16 protein-coding genes and 1 tRNA gene are annotated in these 17,925 nt (G+C 50.8%); 6 read left to right on the top strand and 11 right to left on the bottom strand.

Features of this window, described 5'->3' with window-relative positions; genetic code table 11:
• The first annotated feature begins 436 nt into the window (after window positions 1–436).
• Window positions 437–565: a hypothetical protein gene (locus BD749_RS19695; RefSeq protein ID WP_262503009.1), complete on the top strand. Its 129-nt coding sequence runs from the start codon at window positions 437–439 to the stop codon at window positions 563–565.
• A 48-nt stretch (window positions 566–613) separates the two neighbouring features.
• Here BD749_RS19695 and BD749_RS17930 read toward each other — a convergent pair.
• Together BD749_RS17930 and BD749_RS17925 are read right to left on the bottom strand one after the other, a co-directional pair.
• Window positions 614–684, bottom strand: a tRNA-Cys gene (locus tag BD749_RS17930).
• 123 nt (window positions 685–807) lie between these two features.
• Complete coding sequence (locus tag BD749_RS17925; RefSeq protein ID WP_101447059.1) at window positions 808–1,167, bottom strand: hypothetical protein; 360 nt, start codon at window positions 1,165–1,167, stop codon at window positions 808–810.
• Between the two features lie 389 nt (window positions 1,168–1,556).
• Between BD749_RS17925 and BD749_RS17920 the strand changes: the two genes are divergently transcribed.
• Complete coding sequence (locus BD749_RS17920; protein ID WP_101447057.1) at window positions 1,557–2,621, top strand: acyltransferase family protein; 1,065 nt, start codon at window positions 1,557–1,559, stop codon at window positions 2,619–2,621.
• A gap of 13 nt (window positions 2,622–2,634) precedes the next feature.
• On the opposite strand, the gene BD749_RS17915 is transcribed toward BD749_RS17920, so the two are convergent.
• From BD749_RS17915 to tsaD, 9 genes are all read right to left on the bottom strand, one after another.
• Window positions 2,635–3,546, bottom strand: a complete 912-nt coding sequence (locus BD749_RS17915; protein WP_101447055.1) for a pseudouridine-5'-phosphate glycosidase — start codon at window positions 3,544–3,546, stop codon at window positions 2,635–2,637.
• A 124-nt stretch (window positions 3,547–3,670) separates the two neighbouring features.
• Complete coding sequence (locus BD749_RS17910; RefSeq protein ID WP_101447053.1) at window positions 3,671–4,216, bottom strand: dihydrofolate reductase family protein; 546 nt, start codon at window positions 4,214–4,216, stop codon at window positions 3,671–3,673.
• A gap of 164 nt (window positions 4,217–4,380) precedes the next feature.
• Window positions 4,381–4,758 (bottom strand): hypothetical protein, encoded by a 378-nt coding sequence (locus BD749_RS17905; RefSeq protein WP_101447051.1) that lies wholly within the window; start codon window positions 4,756–4,758, stop codon window positions 4,381–4,383.
• Window positions 4,759–5,110: 352 nt separating this feature from the next.
• Window positions 5,111–6,994, bottom strand: a complete 1,884-nt coding sequence (gene rpsA / locus BD749_RS17900; RefSeq protein WP_101447049.1) for a 30S ribosomal protein S1 — start codon at window positions 6,992–6,994, stop codon at window positions 5,111–5,113.
• A 557-nt stretch (window positions 6,995–7,551) separates the two neighbouring features.
• Entirely contained in the window at window positions 7,552–8,058 is a 507-nt protein-coding gene (locus BD749_RS17895) for an HNH endonuclease (RefSeq protein WP_101447047.1), read from the bottom strand.
• An 83-nt stretch (window positions 8,059–8,141) separates the two neighbouring features.
• On the bottom strand, window positions 8,142–8,918 hold the full coding sequence (locus BD749_RS17890) for a C40 family peptidase (RefSeq protein WP_245869422.1): 777 nt from the start codon (window positions 8,916–8,918) through the stop codon (window positions 8,142–8,144).
• A gap of 230 nt (window positions 8,919–9,148) precedes the next feature.
• Window positions 9,149–9,622, bottom strand: coding sequence for an SsrA-binding protein SmpB (gene smpB, locus BD749_RS17885; RefSeq protein ID WP_101447043.1), 474 nt, complete (start codon window positions 9,620–9,622; stop codon window positions 9,149–9,151).
• Window positions 9,623–9,625: 3 nt separating this feature from the next.
• Complete coding sequence (locus tag BD749_RS17880; RefSeq protein ID WP_101447041.1) at window positions 9,626–10,015, bottom strand: thioesterase family protein; 390 nt, start codon at window positions 10,013–10,015, stop codon at window positions 9,626–9,628.
• A 273-nt stretch (window positions 10,016–10,288) separates the two neighbouring features.
• Entirely contained in the window at window positions 10,289–11,296 is a 1,008-nt protein-coding gene (gene tsaD, locus BD749_RS17875) for a tRNA (adenosine(37)-N6)-threonylcarbamoyltransferase complex transferase subunit TsaD (protein ID WP_101447039.1), read from the bottom strand.
• Window positions 11,297–11,362: 66 nt separating this feature from the next.
• On the opposite strand from tsaD, the gene BD749_RS17870 reads away from it, so the two are divergent.
• From BD749_RS17870 to BD749_RS17855, 4 genes are all read left to right on the top strand, one after another.
• Window positions 11,363–15,865: a translocation/assembly module TamB domain-containing protein gene (locus tag BD749_RS17870; protein WP_143741280.1), complete on the top strand. Its 4,503-nt coding sequence runs from the start codon at window positions 11,363–11,365 to the stop codon at window positions 15,863–15,865.
• A gap of 92 nt (window positions 15,866–15,957) precedes the next feature.
• The gene (locus BD749_RS17865; protein WP_101447035.1) at window positions 15,958–16,857 is read left to right on the top strand and encodes a cell division protein FtsX; all 900 of its coding nucleotides are present in this window, start codon (window positions 15,958–15,960) and stop codon (window positions 16,855–16,857) included.
• Between the two features lies 1 nt (window position 16,858).
• Window positions 16,859–17,086, top strand: coding sequence for a DUF3098 domain-containing protein (locus tag BD749_RS17860; RefSeq protein ID WP_101447033.1), 228 nt, complete (start codon window positions 16,859–16,861; stop codon window positions 17,084–17,086).
• A 4-nt stretch (window positions 17,087–17,090) separates the two neighbouring features.
• Window positions 17,091–17,924 carry an undecaprenyl-diphosphate phosphatase gene (locus tag BD749_RS17855; RefSeq protein WP_101447031.1) on the top strand — a complete coding sequence of 278 codons (834 nt, stop codon included), beginning with the start codon at window positions 17,091–17,093 and terminating at the stop codon, window positions 17,922–17,924.
• Window position 17,925 lies beyond the last annotated feature (1 nt).

Raw genomic sequence — 17,925 nt, 5'->3', positions numbered from 1 at the left:
ATTTGCAGGATTAGAGGATTAGCAGGATTCCTTGCACGATTGACATCCCCCTGCCCCCTTCAAAGGGGGACTTTCTGCTATTGTCATTCAAAAGGTATAAGCGATGTAGTACATGCCCCCTGGCAGGTATAGCAAGACATACTCTCAGCCAGCTATGAAACGGAAAGCAGTGCCAGGTGCACTAAGGACGATTTTGTGTTTGAGCGGTCAGCGAGTTTAAAATCGTCTTGATTTTTTTGCTTACTTTTTTCATCAAGGAAAAAAGTGAGTGCCCGCCGCACAGGCGAAACGGCTGCCCCGCTGGCTAAGCGAAAGCTATGGAACAAGAACCGCTATACCTTCACACGGGGATGTGGACATCCCCAGCAGAGGGCTTTCGGATTTGGAAATCCGAAAGAGCCTAAGCTTTTGAAGCCTTCTCTTAGAGTGCTATACCTTGCCAGATCATAAGTATACCTCAGCTATACCTTATACCTTGGCCAGAGGCCCTACTATACCAGACACGAGCGTGGACGCTCGCGCCATGGCAACGGTCGACTACGTTAATTGGAAAATTTTAACCTGAGAAGGGCAAAAAAAACGCCCGGTCAGGAATACTGACCGGGCGATGAAGAGGTAACGAGCGGATTCGAACCGCTGTAGCAGCTTTTGCAGAGCTGAGCCTAGCCACTCGGCCACGTTACCCTGAATGGAGTGCAAATATAAGCAGAGAAGTATGCTTGTCAAACAATCAGGCCATATTTTTTAAACGCCGACAGGTATAGCGCTAAGAATAAGCCCCTTATTTTTTGCAGACTTCCACAGTCCCTATTTAGGAAGCGGCGCTCCTACCGGTACAGCGCAATCGTGACCAGGCTGGCCGTGCGGCGGATTGGTGCCGGCTGCTACCGAACCAGACACTTGCGGCTGGAACGCCGGCTGTGGTGCCGTCAGTCTGGGCTGTGCAGGCAGATCGAGTGGTGCTCCAACTTCAATGTCGCAGCGGTGGCCTGGCTGGCCATGTGCCGGGTTCAGAGCAACATTGCCTGCAGGAGCAGCTGTAGCGGCACGCTGGCCTGGCGCAGTTGTAGTCTGGCTGGCAGATGTGCTGGTTGTCTTATTGTCTTCTGAGCAAGCGCTAAAGCCGATCAGGGCAGCAGCCAGCAGTACGTTAACGATAGTTTTCATGCAATGAGTTAGAATATATGCAGCCATCTGCGTCTGCCATCCTTTTGGCAGCGCCCGGGAGCTCTTGTTACAACCGACAAGCTACCAAAAAGGTGCCGCAAAACCAAAATCCATCCGACATACAGTTACCCCAGCCAGCTCAAAAACTATTTCTGCCTGCTATAACTTTATGACACCTTTCAGGGTATATCCAGAAAAACTTCTATGCGCTGTAATTAGTCCGGAACTCAAGCCACTCAGCTGCCGTACCCGAACTTGTCAAAGCTTCACGCATAGCATTTACCCTTTACAATAACACACAATACATACTGGCCGTATCAGCCAGTCAGTGGCGCAGAAGGAAACTGGTTGCACCCTTATTCCTTCGGGGCCTGGCTTTGTTTACCGATATGAACAGACTTCTATTCCTTGACGCATTAAGAGGCATTGCTGCGCTCTCCGTGGCTCTTTTCCACTATACCTCCGTGTACCGCAGCCTGTATGGCCACCGCTTCTCCCCTGCTTTCGACGTCGACTATGGCTTGTTTGGGGTGGAGCTTTTCTTTATGATCTCAGGCTTTGTGATCTTCTTCAGTTTCGATCGCATTAAGAGCGGTAGCGAATTCCTCTTTAACCGGGGCATCCGCCTTTACCCTACCTATTGGTTCAGCATGATCACGACCTTTGTGGTGGTGCAAACGTTCGGTCTGCCCGGCTTCGAGACCACTTTTACCGACATGCTCGTGAACCTGACCATGTTTCAGAAACTGGTCCGCGTGCCGGACGTGGATGGCGTGTACTGGTCGCTATTCTCGGAGTGGATGTTCTATTTGATGATGCTCGGCCTGTTTATGACAAATAACCTGAAGCGCATCCTGTGGGTTGGTCCGGTCTGGGTGCTGCTGAGTCTGGTACACAAGTATGCATTTAGCTTCGGGCCGGCCGGTGCGTTGCTCAATCTGTACCACGGTGTGTTCTTTTATGCGGGCATCCTCTTCTACCTGCTCATGAAGGAGCCGGAAAAGCGAAACCTTATCATCGGGCACTTGTTGTTCTGTATCGCCTGCATTGTGGCCCTATACCTGCCCGAGGGGTTGCCCCATACATTGGTCGTAATTTCCTTCTTTGCCGTTTTCTACCTTGGGTTGCAGGGCAAGATGGAGTTTCTGGTGAACAAGGTACTCCTCTTCTTAGGCAGCATCTCCTATGCACTCTACCTGATCCATCAGTTCATTGGCTACGTGATCATCAACGAGACGCGGCACCTGTTCGGCGACAGCCTGCTGGTCATCGTGCCGCCACTGGTTATTTCGCTCGCAGCTGCCTGGCTGATTACAACATACATTGAGAAACCTACTGTGAGCCGCCTGAAGACCTGGTATAAGCAGCGTTCGGGCCATGCCTTACCGCAAGAAAAGAAAGTGCCTGTCAGCGGGTTTGCCAAACCAGAAACGGTGCCCACTGAGCAGGTATAGCCGCTTATGTAAATTAGAACTGCCTATAAGCAAGGGCTACCGCTGCACCCAATCGCGCGTTATGCTTGATCAGGGCAATGTTGGCCTCGAGGCTTTCCCCCTTGCTATGTTCTGCAATGTACTTTAAAAGAAAAGGCGTAACGGCTTTCCCCTTGATGTGCTGCTGTGCAGCGGCGTGCAGGGCCTGCGTGATGTACCACTCCATTTGAGGAGCCGGCACTTCGAAGGGCTCAGGTATCGGATTAGCCACCAACACGGCACCGTTCAATCCCAACTGCCATTTGGTATGCAGCAGGCTGGCAATGTCGTGCGCCGAGTCCAGCCGCAGAGGCGACCCGAAGCCACTGTGGCGGGAGTAAAAGCTTGGGAACTCGTCCTGCCCAAACGTCACCACCGGTATACCCTTTGTTTCGAGGTACTCCAGTGTCAGCCCGATACCCAGGATCGACTTCACGCCTGCCGATACCACCGCTACCGAGGTTTGCCCCATCTCTGTTAAATCAGCCGAAATATCCATAGTGGTCTGAGCGCCCCGGTGCACCCCACCGATTTCTCCCGTCACAAACACCCGTATACCTGCCATGGCCGCCAGGCGCATCGTAGCAGCCACAGTAGTAGCCCCATCTAGTTGCTGGCTGATGACATACGGCATATCCACCAGGCTCACCTTCCATACCTCTTTGGCCTGTCCCAGGTGCTCAATCTGCTGCTGTGAAAGCCCCACACAGCATTTACCGTTCAGGATAGCCATGGTGGCAGGTATAGCGCCTGCTTCCCGCACAACAGCTTCTACCTCCAAGGCCGTCTGCACGTTTTGCGGGTAAGGCATGCCATGGGCAATGATCGTCGATTCCAGCGCCAGGACTGGTTTGCCTGCTGCCAAGGCTTGCTGTACTTCAGGATGGATTTCCAGGTATGGGTTCATGGGGTGATGCTACTTCCTTTGCATGCGTTCAGGTGAAAGGTATTTATTACTGCGAATATCTTCTACACTATACCTTGGGGTTGCTTATTTTGATGCTGGTTCGTGGGGCCTCCCGTTCTGGCATTTAGCTCTTACGCTCGTATACGAGTTGCACTACTCCGGATCTGAATCGGTTCACTTCCTTCAGGTCAAGGTTTATCCGCTCCTTCAAATCCTGAAACAGCGGTTTGCCGGCTCCTAACACAGTCGGGTGCACGGAAACCCGAAACACATCGATCAGCCCATGCTGGATGAAGGTGGTGATCAGTTTTGCCCCGCCATACAGCCACATGTCCTTTCCGTCTCGTTGTTTCAACTCGGCAATGGCTTCAGGTATAGCTGTGGCGATAAAAGTGACATCCGTACCAGTTCGCACCTGGCTTGAGAAAACGATTTTCTCTTTCGAGTGGACAGCTGACCAGATTGCCTTCTCTGATTCATTTGCGCTTTCCTCTGGCTCATAATTCCCCCACATATCATAACTCACCCGTCCGTAGAGGATCGTGTCTATACCTGCCAGAAAGCCTGTAATGTCCATGTCATCGTCCAGAATACACCAGTCTATTTCACCATTCGGGCCTTCAATGAATCCGTCTAGGGTTACGGCCAGGTCTAGGATTACTTTTCGCATGGGATGAGGAGTTTGTTTATGGGGTACGGGAAGGTATTTTGATGCCTAATGGAGTATGGTTGATATTAACGCCTTTGGAGTCAATGTAGAAAACGGCTATTCCTGCTTTTACGTCCAGAGACTGTCCACCGCATCCGCTTCGAGCGCTATTACTAGGCTTATAGCTATTGCTTTACATAGATGGAATGAATAAAGGCCATATTGGCTCCTGCGGTAAGGTTAATCTCATTACCATTCTTCCAATATTTAGCCACATATTTTCTTTCGGCAGTAGCTTCGTTTCCTGCTACATATACATCGTTGCCTACCACAAAAATGGAGGTAGCGTTAGCCCCATGCGTTCCATCGGTGAGCGCAGTTGCTATGCCATCTTTCCAGTATTTAGCTACGGATATTCCTTTTATATTCTCTTCATACCCTGCCGCATATACACCAGATGTGTTCTGGGGAGTATCTGGTTCTATCTCATGCTTGTTACAGCCTAGAAGGGCCAATGAGAGAAAGAAAATTAGGGAATATGTAATTATTTGTTTTAACGCCATTATTTTAAATTTATAAAATTAAGTTAGTTCAGAAACCCCTCTTGAGATCAGTTGCAATTTGCCTCACCTCCATCAGATCAGTGTGTCTTACTCTTACTACAACCCAGCATCGAAACAGAATCCCTTACCCATTCTCTCCCGAAGAGAGGAAAAGAATAGATAGCAGAAGTAGTTTTTCAAGGGAACCTTTGATGAAAGTTGCTACAAAGCAATTCACCATAGCTGGTATAGCATTAAGCTAATATATTGTTTATTACCAATTATTCAATAAGCCTACAGCGAATTTCTGGTCCCGAAAACAAAAAAGGCCCCGGACTGCTCCGGGGCCTTTTATTATAGGACAAGCTTAGTACTAAGCGTTGTTCTCTTCTTCAGCAGACGCATCGTCAGAATCTTTTGCCTTTTTAGCGGCAGCAGCTTCTAATTTCTTCACGCCAGCTTCTTTCTCGTTCTCGAGCATTTGCTCTTTCAGGGCAGAAAGGGCGTCCAGGTCACCAAGGGTAGACTTGTTCTCAGCTTCTTTCTGAACTTTTGGAGCTTTCTCCTTCTTCTCACCAGCAGCTGGGGCAGCTTTTTTCGTCGCTTTCGCGATGCGAGCGTTGTCAGCCTCAGAGTAAGTAGCTGTGTGCGAAAGGATGATCTTACGATCGTCTTTAGAGAATTCAGTTACACGGAAGTCAAGGCTTTCACCTGCTTCAACCTGAGAACCGTCCTCTTTCACAAGACCTTTCGGGAATGAGAAACCTTCGATGCCGTATGGCAGCTCCAGTGTAGCGCCTCTGTCTGACTTCTCAAGTACTGTCGCTTTGTGTACAGAACCGATGTTGAATACAGACTCGAACGTATCCCAAGGGTTCTCCTCCAGCTGCTTGTGACCAAGAGCAAGTCTTCTGTTTGCTACGTCCAGCTCCAGAACAACTACGTCCAGGTTCTCACCAACTTTCACGAACTCAGATGGGTGCTTGATCTTCTTCGTCCAAGACAGGTCAGATACGTGTACCAGACCGTCAACACCTTCTTCCAGCTCCAGGAACAGACCGAAGTTTGTCAGGTTACGAACTACGCCGGTGTGCTTGGTGCCAACTGCATATTTCGTGATAACATCTTCTTTTGTCCATGGATCTTCAGTCAGCTGCTTAATGCCCAGAGACATTTTGCGCTCTTCGCGGTCCAGTGTCAATACAACTGCCTCAACCTCGTCGCCTTGCTTAATGAAGTCTTGTGGGTTGCGCAGGTGCTGTGACCATGACATTTCAGAAACGTGGATCAGACCTTCCACGCCTGGCATCAGCTCAAGGAATGCGCCGTAGTCAGCCACGTTAACGATCTTACCTTTAACTCTTGTACCAACTTCCATGTCAGCTGGCAGTGCATCCCATGGGTGCGGAGTAAGCTGCTTCATGCCAAGAGAGATACGCTTCTTGTCATCGTCGAAGTCAAGCACTACCACGTTCACCTTCTGGTCAAGCTGCAATACTTCCTCTGGGTGGTTGATACGTCCCCAAGAGATATCTGTGATGTGAAGCAGACCGTCTACGCCACCAAGGTCGATGAACACACCGAAGTTTGTCATGTTCTTGATAACGCCTTCCAGAACCTGACCTTTTTCGAGGTTGTTCAGGATAGCGGCACGCTGCTGCTCCAGGTCTTTCTCGATCAGTACTTTGTGAGAAACTACCACGTTGTCGAAAGCGGCGTTGATTTTCACAACTTTCACTTCCATCTTCTTACCAACGAATACGTCGAAATCACGGATCGGCTTCACGTCGATCTGAGAACCTGGCAAGAAGGCTTCAACACCGTAGAGGTCCATGATCAGACCACCTTTGGTTCTTCTCTTCACTACACCTTCCAGCACGTTGTCGTTCTCCAGTGCGTCGTAGATACGAGCCCAGGCAGATACGATTTTCGCTTTCTTGCGGGAAAGGATCAGCTGGCCATTCGGGTCTTCCTGGTCTTCGATGAACACCTCAACCTCGTCGCCAACTTTCAGCTCAGGCAGGTCTCTGAATTCAGAAACCGGCACCAGGCCGTCAGACTTGAAACCGATGTTCAGGATCACGTCACGATCTGTGATACCTACCACGATTCCTTTAACAACCTCCTGCTCCTGTACAGTAGTCAGGGTGTCGTCATACATTTTTTCCATTTCAGCGCGCTCATCTTTGCTGTAGCCGCCACCGAAACCTTGGGACTCAAACTTGTCCCAATCGAAATTGTCTGGAGAATTACTCATAATGTTTTACTGCTCTGGAGAAGCCACCGGCTTAGAGCAATGGGCCGGTTTGGTTTGGTTTTACATTTCCCGTGGCACTGTGCCAGGGCCATTCACTCGAATGAAGGGGCAAAAGTAAGAAATACTTTAAAATAAAGCTAGTATATAGAGGAGATTTCGCAAAAGAAGTGGCGGCCCTAAGTACCTGATTCATAAGGCACATACCACTGACCTTCTCCATATCGCGCAAGACCAGCCGGCAGGTATAGCTACTCCTTATATAGAGGTATAGCACTTTATATTTTATATAGCCTCAGCATGGTCCTTTAATGCGAATAGCATAAAATCGTGAAGCCACCAATAAAGCCAGGCAGGTGTGGCTGTGTAAATAAAATGGGGCATAAGAGGTACGGCTCCGCTAAAGTTTACACCTAAGCAAGTGGAATTTCACTCAAGCCGGAGTCTCAACAAGGGTTCAATATACTATCATCCATCAACACTCAAGCTTAATAGCTGCTAACCACTGATGAACAACCGTTTAAATGCGTACAACTAAATTTGTTAGCAACTATATAATACTATTTTTTAGCCACCTTCAGGTAGATTTGCCAGTCCTCGTTGGCGTCGTTCAGGTGCTGTTGCAGGAAGGTATAGAGGGACGGACGGGAAGGGTGACGGTATAGCTTGAGGCCCGCTTCTTCGGGGGTGCGGTCTCCCTTTCTGGAATTGCACTTGGAACAGGCCGTCACGATGTTCTGCCAACTGGTTTCACCTCCTCTGGAGCGAGGCAAAAGGTGGTCTAAAGTAAGATTGCGGTTGGTGCCGCAGTACTGGCAGAGGAAGTTGTCGCGCCGCAACACATTGTGCCTACTCAAGGCAATGCCGTAATAAGGCACCTTGACATAGCGCTGCAGCCGAATAACAGAAGGAACGGGATAAGTCGTAGAGATGGTGCGCAGAACTGCGCCATTAGCCTTGGAGATGAGCTCAGCCTTCTCCAGGTATACAAGCAAAAAAGCCTTGGTCACCGTGCAGACGGCGATCGCGCTGAAGTCCTGGTTTAATATCAGCACCTTGTCTCTCATGGCTTTGCTTTGAACTTATGCTATAGCTTCTACGAGAATTAACCGACTCGTTATAGCCTATGTTCAAAGAAAAGCGCTGAGAATCAGGAAAAAATACGCTTGATGATCCGTAGTTTATGGGAATAGCGCTTGCGCTCGGCATTGTAGATGCCATTGTGATCCAAGGTATCGATGCGAATCTCACCATGGGCGTGCATGATCTGCTGCCCCTCCAGCATGATGCCTACATGCGTGATCCGGCCCTCATCGTTGGCAAAATAAGCCAGATCACCCGGTTGCGTTTGGGTTGCGAAGTGCACCTCCTCCCCCACTGTCACCTGCTGACTCGCGTCGCGGGGCAATTGATAGCCACAAAGGCCGTATACCTGCTGCGTAAACCCCGAGCAATCGATCCCGAACATAGACTTGCCACCCCACAGGTAGGGCGCCTTCAGGAAGCCCTGGGCCAGTTTTGTCAACTGGGCTTTGCTAACAGGCACGGCAGGGTTAGTGGCGCGGCCGCTAAACTGGTAGCTTTGCCCGTCTATACGCAGGGTCATGCCGTCAAAAAAAGGCAAATAGGCTCCTATACCTACCGGTATACGCATCTCAGCGTTGCTTACCACCTGCACAATGTCCAGCGCACGCGGGTGCTGCGCCACCTTCCACTCCTGGTAATAATCCACCGAAACAGGCACATACTGCTTATAGTCGACCCAACCGGTATAACCATCTGATGCCAACTGCACCTGCACCCAGTTCCCCTGCTTGCTCAGTACTTCCAGACACTCCCCAAAGAGCACCTGTGTCACCATTTCCGCTTTATCTGAAGGCTCAGCGCGCATCGGCACTAGACTGAGCATGCATATTCCGTAGTCCATTTTTGAGTTAGTGATTGAGTGGTTGAGTGAGTTAGTGATTTTTTTTATTGAGGGAAAGAGTGGGTTAGCGACTGAGTAGCTTTTGAATGAAATGTTTAGTGCTTTATGATGATTACATATGACATTAAAACTTAAGTAAAGGTCTTTTGAATCAAAATAAATAAACAATCACTCATTCACTCAAACACTAAATCAAAAATCTAAAATATTCACTCAATCACTCAATCCAATCAATATCCGCTTCTGTCCAGTTCGCGTTTTACGTCCTTTGCTTTGATGTCTTCCCGCTTGTCGTGCAGCTTCTTACCGCGTGCCAGTGCAATCTCTACTTTAGCAAAGCCCCGGTCGCTGATGAACACCCGGATCGGAATAATCGTGACACCCTGCTCCTGCACGCCCTTCTCCAGTTTCTTGAGCTCGCTCTTGTTCACAAGGAGTTTGCGCACCCGCATCGGCTCGTGGTTGTAATGGGTGCCCTCGGTGTAGGTAGAGATATGGACGTTGTACAGGTATAGCTCACCGTTGTGCAGCACGCAGTAGCCATCCTGCATGTTTACCTTGCCCTCCCGTATCGATTTGATCTCGGTGCCTTTGAGCATAATGCCCGCCGTATACTTATCCAGGAACTGGTATTCAAAAGAAGCTCTTCTGTTGACGATGTTCACGTGCTTCTTTATCCGGTCTTTGTCTTTTGCTTTCGCCATGCTTTATCTCGGGGCCAGCACCCTGGCCAGTTTGTCTTTCTTTAATATCTTCTGCCCTGTCTCGCCGTCTGCCACCACTCTGTCTCCCACACGGGCCTCAAAGGTACAAATTACATTATTGCCATTCACCTCTTTCAAGGTGGCATTTATCTCCATCTCTTCGCCTTCAAAAGCAGGGCTTTTATGATTGATAGTCAGAAATGTACCTATTCCTTCCTCATCTTCTTCTTTCATCTCCAGCACAAACAAGCGACCCGCCCATTCTGCCGCCTGCGCCAACGAAAAGGTAGAGCAAACCGCATGTACCAGCCCATCGTCGAAACGGGCAAAGTCTGCCGCCGTTACCGTCTTGCGGTATACCTTGGTGTCACCGACCTGGAAGAGGTGTTTCATTTTGATTTAGTGATTGAGTGAGTTAGTGAATAAGTGATTGTTAAATGGTTGATTGATGTTGTATAATCAGGATTTTAAAGCTTGATATATAAGAACAATCGATCTTGAGAATCCTGTCAATCCATTAATCCTGAAAATCCTTGGGGAAGGGGCCCTATAGAAAGATTCAGACAAATTATACCTATGCACGATTCAGACAGGTCGCGATCTGTCCCTACACTAGACTCTTCAAATCTCCAAATTTCAAAATCACTCATTCACTCAATCACTCAATCAAAATTTCATCCTCGGTTCCGGGCTTACGTACTGGTCAGCGAAGTCGCCTTTAAGATACTGGTAATGAGCCGTTATAGCGATCATACCTGCATTATCGGTACAATACTGGAAAGCAGGTATATACACGTTCCAGTCGTACTTTTTGGCGTAATCCTGCAGGGCCTGGCGAAGGCCCGAATTGGCCGATACACCTCCGGCAATCGCCACTTCTTTTATGCCCAGGTCCTTGGCTGCCTGCACTACTTTCTTGAGCAGGGTTTTGATCAGGGTATACTGCACGCTGGCGCAGATATCGGCCAGGTTCTCCTGTACGAAGTTCGGGTTGTCTTTCGTTTTATCCTTAAGGAAATAGAGCACTGAGGTCTTGATGCCGCTGAACGAAAAGTCGTAGCCGGGCATGTTGCCTACCGGGAATGAGAAAGCCGCGGGGTTGCCCTGTGCTGCCGTCTTGTCGAGCATCGGTCCGCCCGGGTAGGGCAGGCCGAGCATTTTAGCTGTTTTGTCGAAGGCCTCCCCTACGGCATCGTCCGTGGTCTGACCGATGATCTCCATATCCAGGTGGTCCTTCACAAGCACGATCTGGGTATGGCCGCCACTTACGGTCAGGCAAAGGAACGGAAAGTTAGGCTTGGGATCGTCGATAAAATGGGCCAGAATGTGCGCCTGCATGTGGTTAACGTCGATTAGCGGAATGTTGAGCCCCAGCGCAAAGGACTTAGCAAAAGAGCTGCCCACCAGCAGCGCGCCCAACAAGCCGGGACCACGGGTGAAAGCCACTGCATTTAAGTCAGTTTTGTTTACATTTGCCGTATGCAAGGCCTGCGCCACCACCGGAATAATGTTCTGTTGGTGTGCTCTCGAAGCAAGCTCCGGCACTACGCCGCCGTATTTTTCGTGAACAGCCTGAGTAGCAATAATATTCGATAAAACTTTTCCGCCGCGTATAACCGCTGCAGATGTTTCGTCGCATGAAGATTCAATCGCTAAAATTGTAGGTTCGGTCATCTTTTGGAAAAAGAACAGTCCATAAATTACTTCAAAGTTATAGGAAAAGCCATTCTAAAAATAGTTTTGGCGCTAATCCTGTTGCTTTTGGTGACTTTTGCGGTTGTTTTTGTGGCTATTCGCTACCCGGGCGTGCAAACAAAAGTCGCCCAGAAAGCCGCCGAGTACATCTCCCGCACCATCGACCATGAGGTAACCATCCAACGGGTCGACATTGAGTTCTTCAGCAATGTAATCCTGGAAAAAGTGCAGGTGCTCGATTACAAGGGCGAGGAGCTTTTTTACGTAGGCCGGGCAGAGGCTGACATCAGCCTCTTCTCCATCTTCAAACCAAACACATTAGGTATAGCCTCCCTGGAGTTGCAGGAACCTCGGGCGCACCTGATCCAGTACGAGGGCAGCGACACCCTCAACTTGTCCACCTTCATTACTTCCCTTGGCGAGCTGATCACCAAAGACACCACCAAGGCGAGCCAACCCTTCGAGTTTTCCATTGACGAGTTAGTGATCCGGAACGGCCACTTCAGCTACGACAACTTCAACCGCCCACCCACCGACTACGGCATCGACTACTTTCACCTGGCCATCGACAGCATCTCGGCTCGCTTCACCGAGTTTGAGCCCGGTGACACGCTCAAGGTACGGGTAACGGACCTCTCTGCCCACGAGCGCCCATCAGGTATACGCCTGCACAACCTCGATGTGCTGATGACCTATGCTTCCACTTTCTGGGAGTGGGACGAGCTGGACCTGCGGGTGAACGACAGCAATGTGCAAAACTATGTGCGGTTCGACTACAACCGATTCGGCAACTTCTCCGACTTTATCGATAGTGTAACCGTTACCGGCCGGATCAAAGACTCCAAGGTATACTCCCGTGACATTGCCCTGTTTGCCCCTCCTCTAAAAGACTACGATGAGAATGCCTACGTAGCGTCTGCCGAGGTAGAGGGCCGGGTGGCGGAGTTCATAGCGACGAACCTGGATGTCAGGTATGGGAAGAACACGCACATTGTAGGCACCATGAACGTGGACGGCCTGCCCAACTGGGGCGAGACCTTTGCCAACATCCGCCTAAGGCCATCGACACTGAATGCCGAGGATATCAAGCAATTTCTGCCAGCTGAGGCCTATACCATTGCCGCCCGGCTTGGTACCGTAAAGATTGACGGTCGCTTCCTCGGTTTCTACAACGACTTTGTGGCCAATGGCAGTTTTGCCACCGCGCTTGGCAATGTGCAGTCCGACATTAACATGAAGATCAACAGGAGCAACAACACCTCCTCATACCGGGGTCGCCTCAAGACCCAGAACTTCAACATAGGTCGCCTGATCGGGCAGGAAAATGTTATCAAGACGATCACCATGGATGGGCGCGTGGCCGGCTCAGGTTTCACGCTGCAAGATGCCCGCCTGGAAATCAACGCCGACATTGCCCAGCTTTACCTGCTCGACTACAACTACCGCAACATTCGCACGGATGGCACCCTGAGCAGACAACGCTACGAAGGCCGCTTTGCCATAGCCGACCCGAACCTCGCCTTTAGGGCCAATGGGGAGGTGAACCTGGCAAACAACAACCAGGCTTTTAACCTGAGAGCCGACCTGGACAAAGCCGACCTGAAAGCGCTGCGCCTGACAGACAAGTCGGTGATCGTGCGGGCCAATGCCGACCTCAATTTCCGTGGCCTCAAGCTCGACGACTTTGAGGGAACCGCTTTCTTTGACAGCGCCTCTGTTACCTACGAAGGCCAGCGTGTCGCACTCGACACGATCCGGGTACAGTCCCGCGTTGGGGAGGGCATCCGCAGCCTGACGCTTCGCTCCACCCCGCTGGCCTTGCGTGTGAGCGGCGATTTCAATTACTCGACCCTGATTGATGATCTGAAGCAACTGGTGCAGGAGTACAAGCTGAATTTCGAAAGCAACGATGCCGCAACAACAGCCTACTACGCCCGGAAACGTCCCAATGGCCGACCTGAGTATAGCCTGGACTATGATCTATACCTGCGAAAGGTCAACCCCTTGCTCCAGCTGTTTGTACCGGAGCTCACAATTTCCGACTTCTCCAAAATGGAAGGTACTTTCCGGCATGGCAACACGGTTATCCTGACCTCCTATGCGCGCATCGATACTATATTATACGACAACGCCACTCTCTACCACAACGACATCGAACTGAGCACCTCCAAGCTGCAGAACAGCCCGGATGTGCTGGCCAGTGCCCAGTTCACGTCAGACAAACAATTGCTGCCCTCTGTCGGCGAAACGGAGCGCCTCCTGCTCGAGGCGATCTGGAGTGAGCGCACCATCGGGTTTTATACCAACCTGCTGCAACCCGCCTTTAACAACCAGGCGACCGTAGTGGGCGATGTAAACTTCCTGCAGGACCGGCTACAGGTTGTTTTCGGCAGATCAAACATCACGCTTCGCGAAACACCCTGGGCCTTTCAGCCAGGCAGCATGGTCTACATCAGCGAAAACGGTAAGCGCTTTGATTTTGAGGATTTGATCCTATCAAACCAGAATCAGATCATCCGGGTGGATGGGGCCATTGGGCAGGACCCGGGCAGTACACTCGTCGCCAGCATCAAGAACTTTGACCTGCGCAATCTCAATCCGCTTATGCCGGAGCAGATCCGGGGCACGCTCAATGCAGAACTCACGGCTCAGGATGTTTACAACAATGCCCTCCTCAACGCCGGCATGCGTGTCGACTCTTTTTACCTGGACAATGTGCTGATCGGCAACATACAGGGCAAAGGCAATTGGATCAACGACCAGCAGCAGATGGCCATTGATGTGGACATCGACCGAAACAACAAAAAGGTGCTGACGCTAACAGGCAACTATTATCCACGAGCCGAAGAAGAGCAGCTGGACATGCTGGCCATTTTGGATGAAACCCAACTGAAGATCGTGGAGCCGATCCTGAAACCGATAATGTCGGAGATGGAAGGGACGATGGAAGGACGGATCCGGGTACTTGGCAGATTGTCGGCTCCGGTACTGACCGGGTCCGTGATGGTGACGGGCGGCCAGTTCCGCTTCGATTACCTTGGCACTACCTACCGTTTCTCCGACCGCGTGTACTTCGGGGCCAACAGCATCAGTTTCCGCAATGCACAGTTGCGCGACCTCTATGGCAATGTGGGCTACGTGACAGGCGGCATCGCGCATGACGGCTTCCAGAACATGGTGCTTGACCTGAACGCCCGTTTCCGGAACCTGATGATCCTGAACACAACTTATGAACAGAACGAACTCTACTACGGCACCGCCTTCGGCACGGGCACTGCCAGTGTGCTGGGCCCCGTGGACAACCTGAAGATAGACGTGAATGCCCGCAGCGATGCCAACACCCGCATTGTGGTGCCGCTCGACAACCAGACCGACCTGGCCCGAAAAGACTTTATCCGATTCGTGAACCGCAACATCAGCGACTCCACCGGCGTGGCCATGGCGGTAGAAGAGCAAAAAGTAGACTTATCGGGCATCAACATGAATTTTGACCTGGATGTGACTGATGACGCCTATTTTGAGATCATCATCGACCGGCAGACAGGTGACGTGATACGCGGTTCGGGCAGTGGACAGATCCAGATGACCATCGACACCCGGGGCGAGTTTAATATGTTTGGCAACTTCGTGATCGCTAACGGCGCCTACAACCTTAATTTGCTTGAAGGGGTGGTATCGCGCGAATTTAGGGTAACTCCCGGGGGCACGCTCTCCTGGAACGGCGACCCACTGGAGGGAATCATGGACATCAGGGCCACCTATGTGCAAAACACCCGCATCGACAACCTCATGCAGAGCAGCGGACAGATAGGCAGCGTGCAGGGAAGCTACCCCGTAACAGCCATTGTCGACCTGAAGGGACCTATCCTGACGCCGGACATCCGGCTTGACCTGGATTTTGAGAACCTCCCTGCCAGTGTAAGGCTAGGACTTGAACCCGTCCTGCTAGGTATACGGAACGACGAAAACGAACTCAACCGGCAGGTATTCAGCTTGCTTGTACTGCGCAGGCTCGCGCCGCCAGGTGCCTTCTTTGGCGAAAACCCGGGAGCGGCTGCAGTAGGCGGCAGTTTGGGCAGCTTGCTCACCGGCCAACTGAGCGGATTCCTCAACTCCATTGACAGCAACCTGGAGATCGACATCGGTCTGGGCGACATCAGCCAGGCGGACCTCTCTGCCCTGCAGCTGAGGTTGAGCTACTCATTCTTCCAGGGTCGCCTGCGTGTGAGCAGTCAGACGGGTTTAGGAAACACAACGACACAGACCGGACAGGCGGGTGGCACCAACCGCAATTCGTACCAGGGCAGCTGGTCGGTGGAGTATTATATAACCAAGAGCGGCGAGCTGCGCGGGCGACTGGAGTACAACACGCTCCCGACCACCTACGGCCGCATCACCAATACACAGCGCCTCAGCCTGCTCCACACCAAGCACTTCGACAACCTACGCGAGCTCTTTGGCCGGGACAGGGAAGGACGCCGCGAACGCCGTCGGGAGCAGCAGGGCGACCCTATTATACTCGACTCTGACCCACGCATGAAACTTTAAAGCCCGGCGCGCCAGCCGGGCTTTTTGCATTAGCTGACCGGAAGCATCTCATATTTAAATAATATTTCTATTTTTGCACGGAAGCGTATCGTATGGCAACAACTACCCCCAAGACAGTTAAGAAGAAGAAGCTCGGCAACTACCCGCATGCCATGGTGGTGTTTTCCATTTCACTGGCCCTGTTTGTGATCGGTTTGTTTGGTATGCTCCTGATCCATGCTGGCAAACTGTCGGATATTGTGAAGGAAAGCATTGAGATGCAGGTATACCTGGATCGTAACCTGACTCAGGTACAGCTGGACCGCCTGAAGAAGACGCTTGCCGCGAAAGAGTATGTGGCGTACAAAGGCGACACTGCTCAAGTGCGCTTCCTGTCAAAAGAAGATGGAGCCAAGGCCTTTCTGGAAGAGACCGGCGAAGATTTCACCGCATTTCTGGGAGACAACCCCCTCCGCGACACCTATGTAATCCGGATTAATGCGGAAAACTCCAGTTCTGCCCAACTCAAAGGTATAAAAAACGACATTGAAGGTATAGAGGGCGTATATGAGGTGCAGTATGTTGAAAGCCTGATCGAGTCTATAAACAGCAACATTCAGAAAATCAGTATTTTACTAATCGCTTTTGCAGGTATACTGGTGCTGGTGGTAATCATTCTGATCAACAACACCATCAAACTGGCCCTGTACTCCCAACGTTTCCTGATCCGGAGCATGCAATTGGTTGGGGCAACCTCGTTCTTCATACAGCGCCCGTTCCTGAATCGTGCGGCCTTCCAGGGCATCATCAGTGGTATTATTGCCTCTGTGCTGCTCTTTGCGCTGATGCAGTATGCTTATCGCGAAATTACAGAACTGAGCCTGCTGAAAGATGAAGAACAGATGTATATGCTCATGATTACCCTGATTGTCTTGGGTGCCGTGATCGGTTTCCTGAGCTCTTACCGCGCCGTGCGCAAGTACCTGCGCCTTTCACTGGACGAACTATATTAATATGGAAAATAAGAACAAGCTTGCCTTTGGCAGGAAAAACTACATCTTGATGCTGGTAGGTATAGTCATACTGGCCGTTGGTTTTATCATCATGACGCTCGATAACGAGCAGTATGGCCTGGGCTTTATGGGCATCACCCTGGGTCCGATCGTGGTTATGGCCGGATTTGTGATCGAGCTGTTTGCGATCATGGTGAAAGATAGAACACACGAAAACACACAAGATTAGTTAGATGAGTGAATGGCAGGCTATAATCTTAGCCATAGTTGAAGGACTTACCGAATTTTTGCCTGTATCCTCTACAGGCCACATGATCATCGCATCGGCCCTGATGGGCATTAACGAGCTCCCGATCACCAAGATCTTTGCCGTAAATATTCAGTTTGGGGCTATCCTGTCGGTGGTGGTGCTGTATTGGAGGCGGTTTTTGAACAGCTTTGAGTTTTACCAGAAGCTGCTCCTGGCATTTATACCTGCCGCTGTCATTGGCTTTTTGCTCAACGATGTGATCGACGCCATGCTGGGTAGTGTATTCATTACCGCTGTGATGCTGGTGGCTGGTGGTGTGGTGCTCCTTTTTGTGGACAAATGGTTTGCCCATGCACAGGAGAGCAAGATAACTTACAAAAATGCCCTTGTCATTGGTTTTTTCCAGTGTATCGCCATGATTCCGGGAGTGTCGCGCTCTGCAGCCTCTATTATCGGAGGACTTACGCAAGGCATCAACCGCAAGGCGGCCGCTGAATTCTCGTTTTTTCTGGCGGTGCCTACCATGCTGGCGGCGGCTGGTTACAAGCTTGTCAAAGACCTCCTGAAACTGGAGATCTCGGACATCATCACCTTCGACCTCGTAAAAATCAGAAACAGCTTTGACGTGATCACAGGCGATGACCTCAGGCTGCTGTTAATCGGCAACATCGTGGCCTTTATCGTGGCCATGATCGCGATCAGATTTTTCATCAACTTCCTAACCAAGTATGGCTTCAAGATGTTTGGTTACTACCGCATCGCCCTGGGTATCGTGTTACTGGCCCTGCTGGCCATGGGAGTTGACTTAAGAGTATAAC

It is taken from the genome of Pontibacter ramchanderi, from assembly GCF_002846395.1.
GTDB classification, from domain to species: Bacteria; Bacteroidota; Bacteroidia; order Cytophagales; family Hymenobacteraceae; genus Pontibacter; species Pontibacter ramchanderi.
The sequence above is the reverse complement of the archived record's forward strand: the minus strand, read 5'-3'. Positions and strand labels throughout refer to the sequence as shown.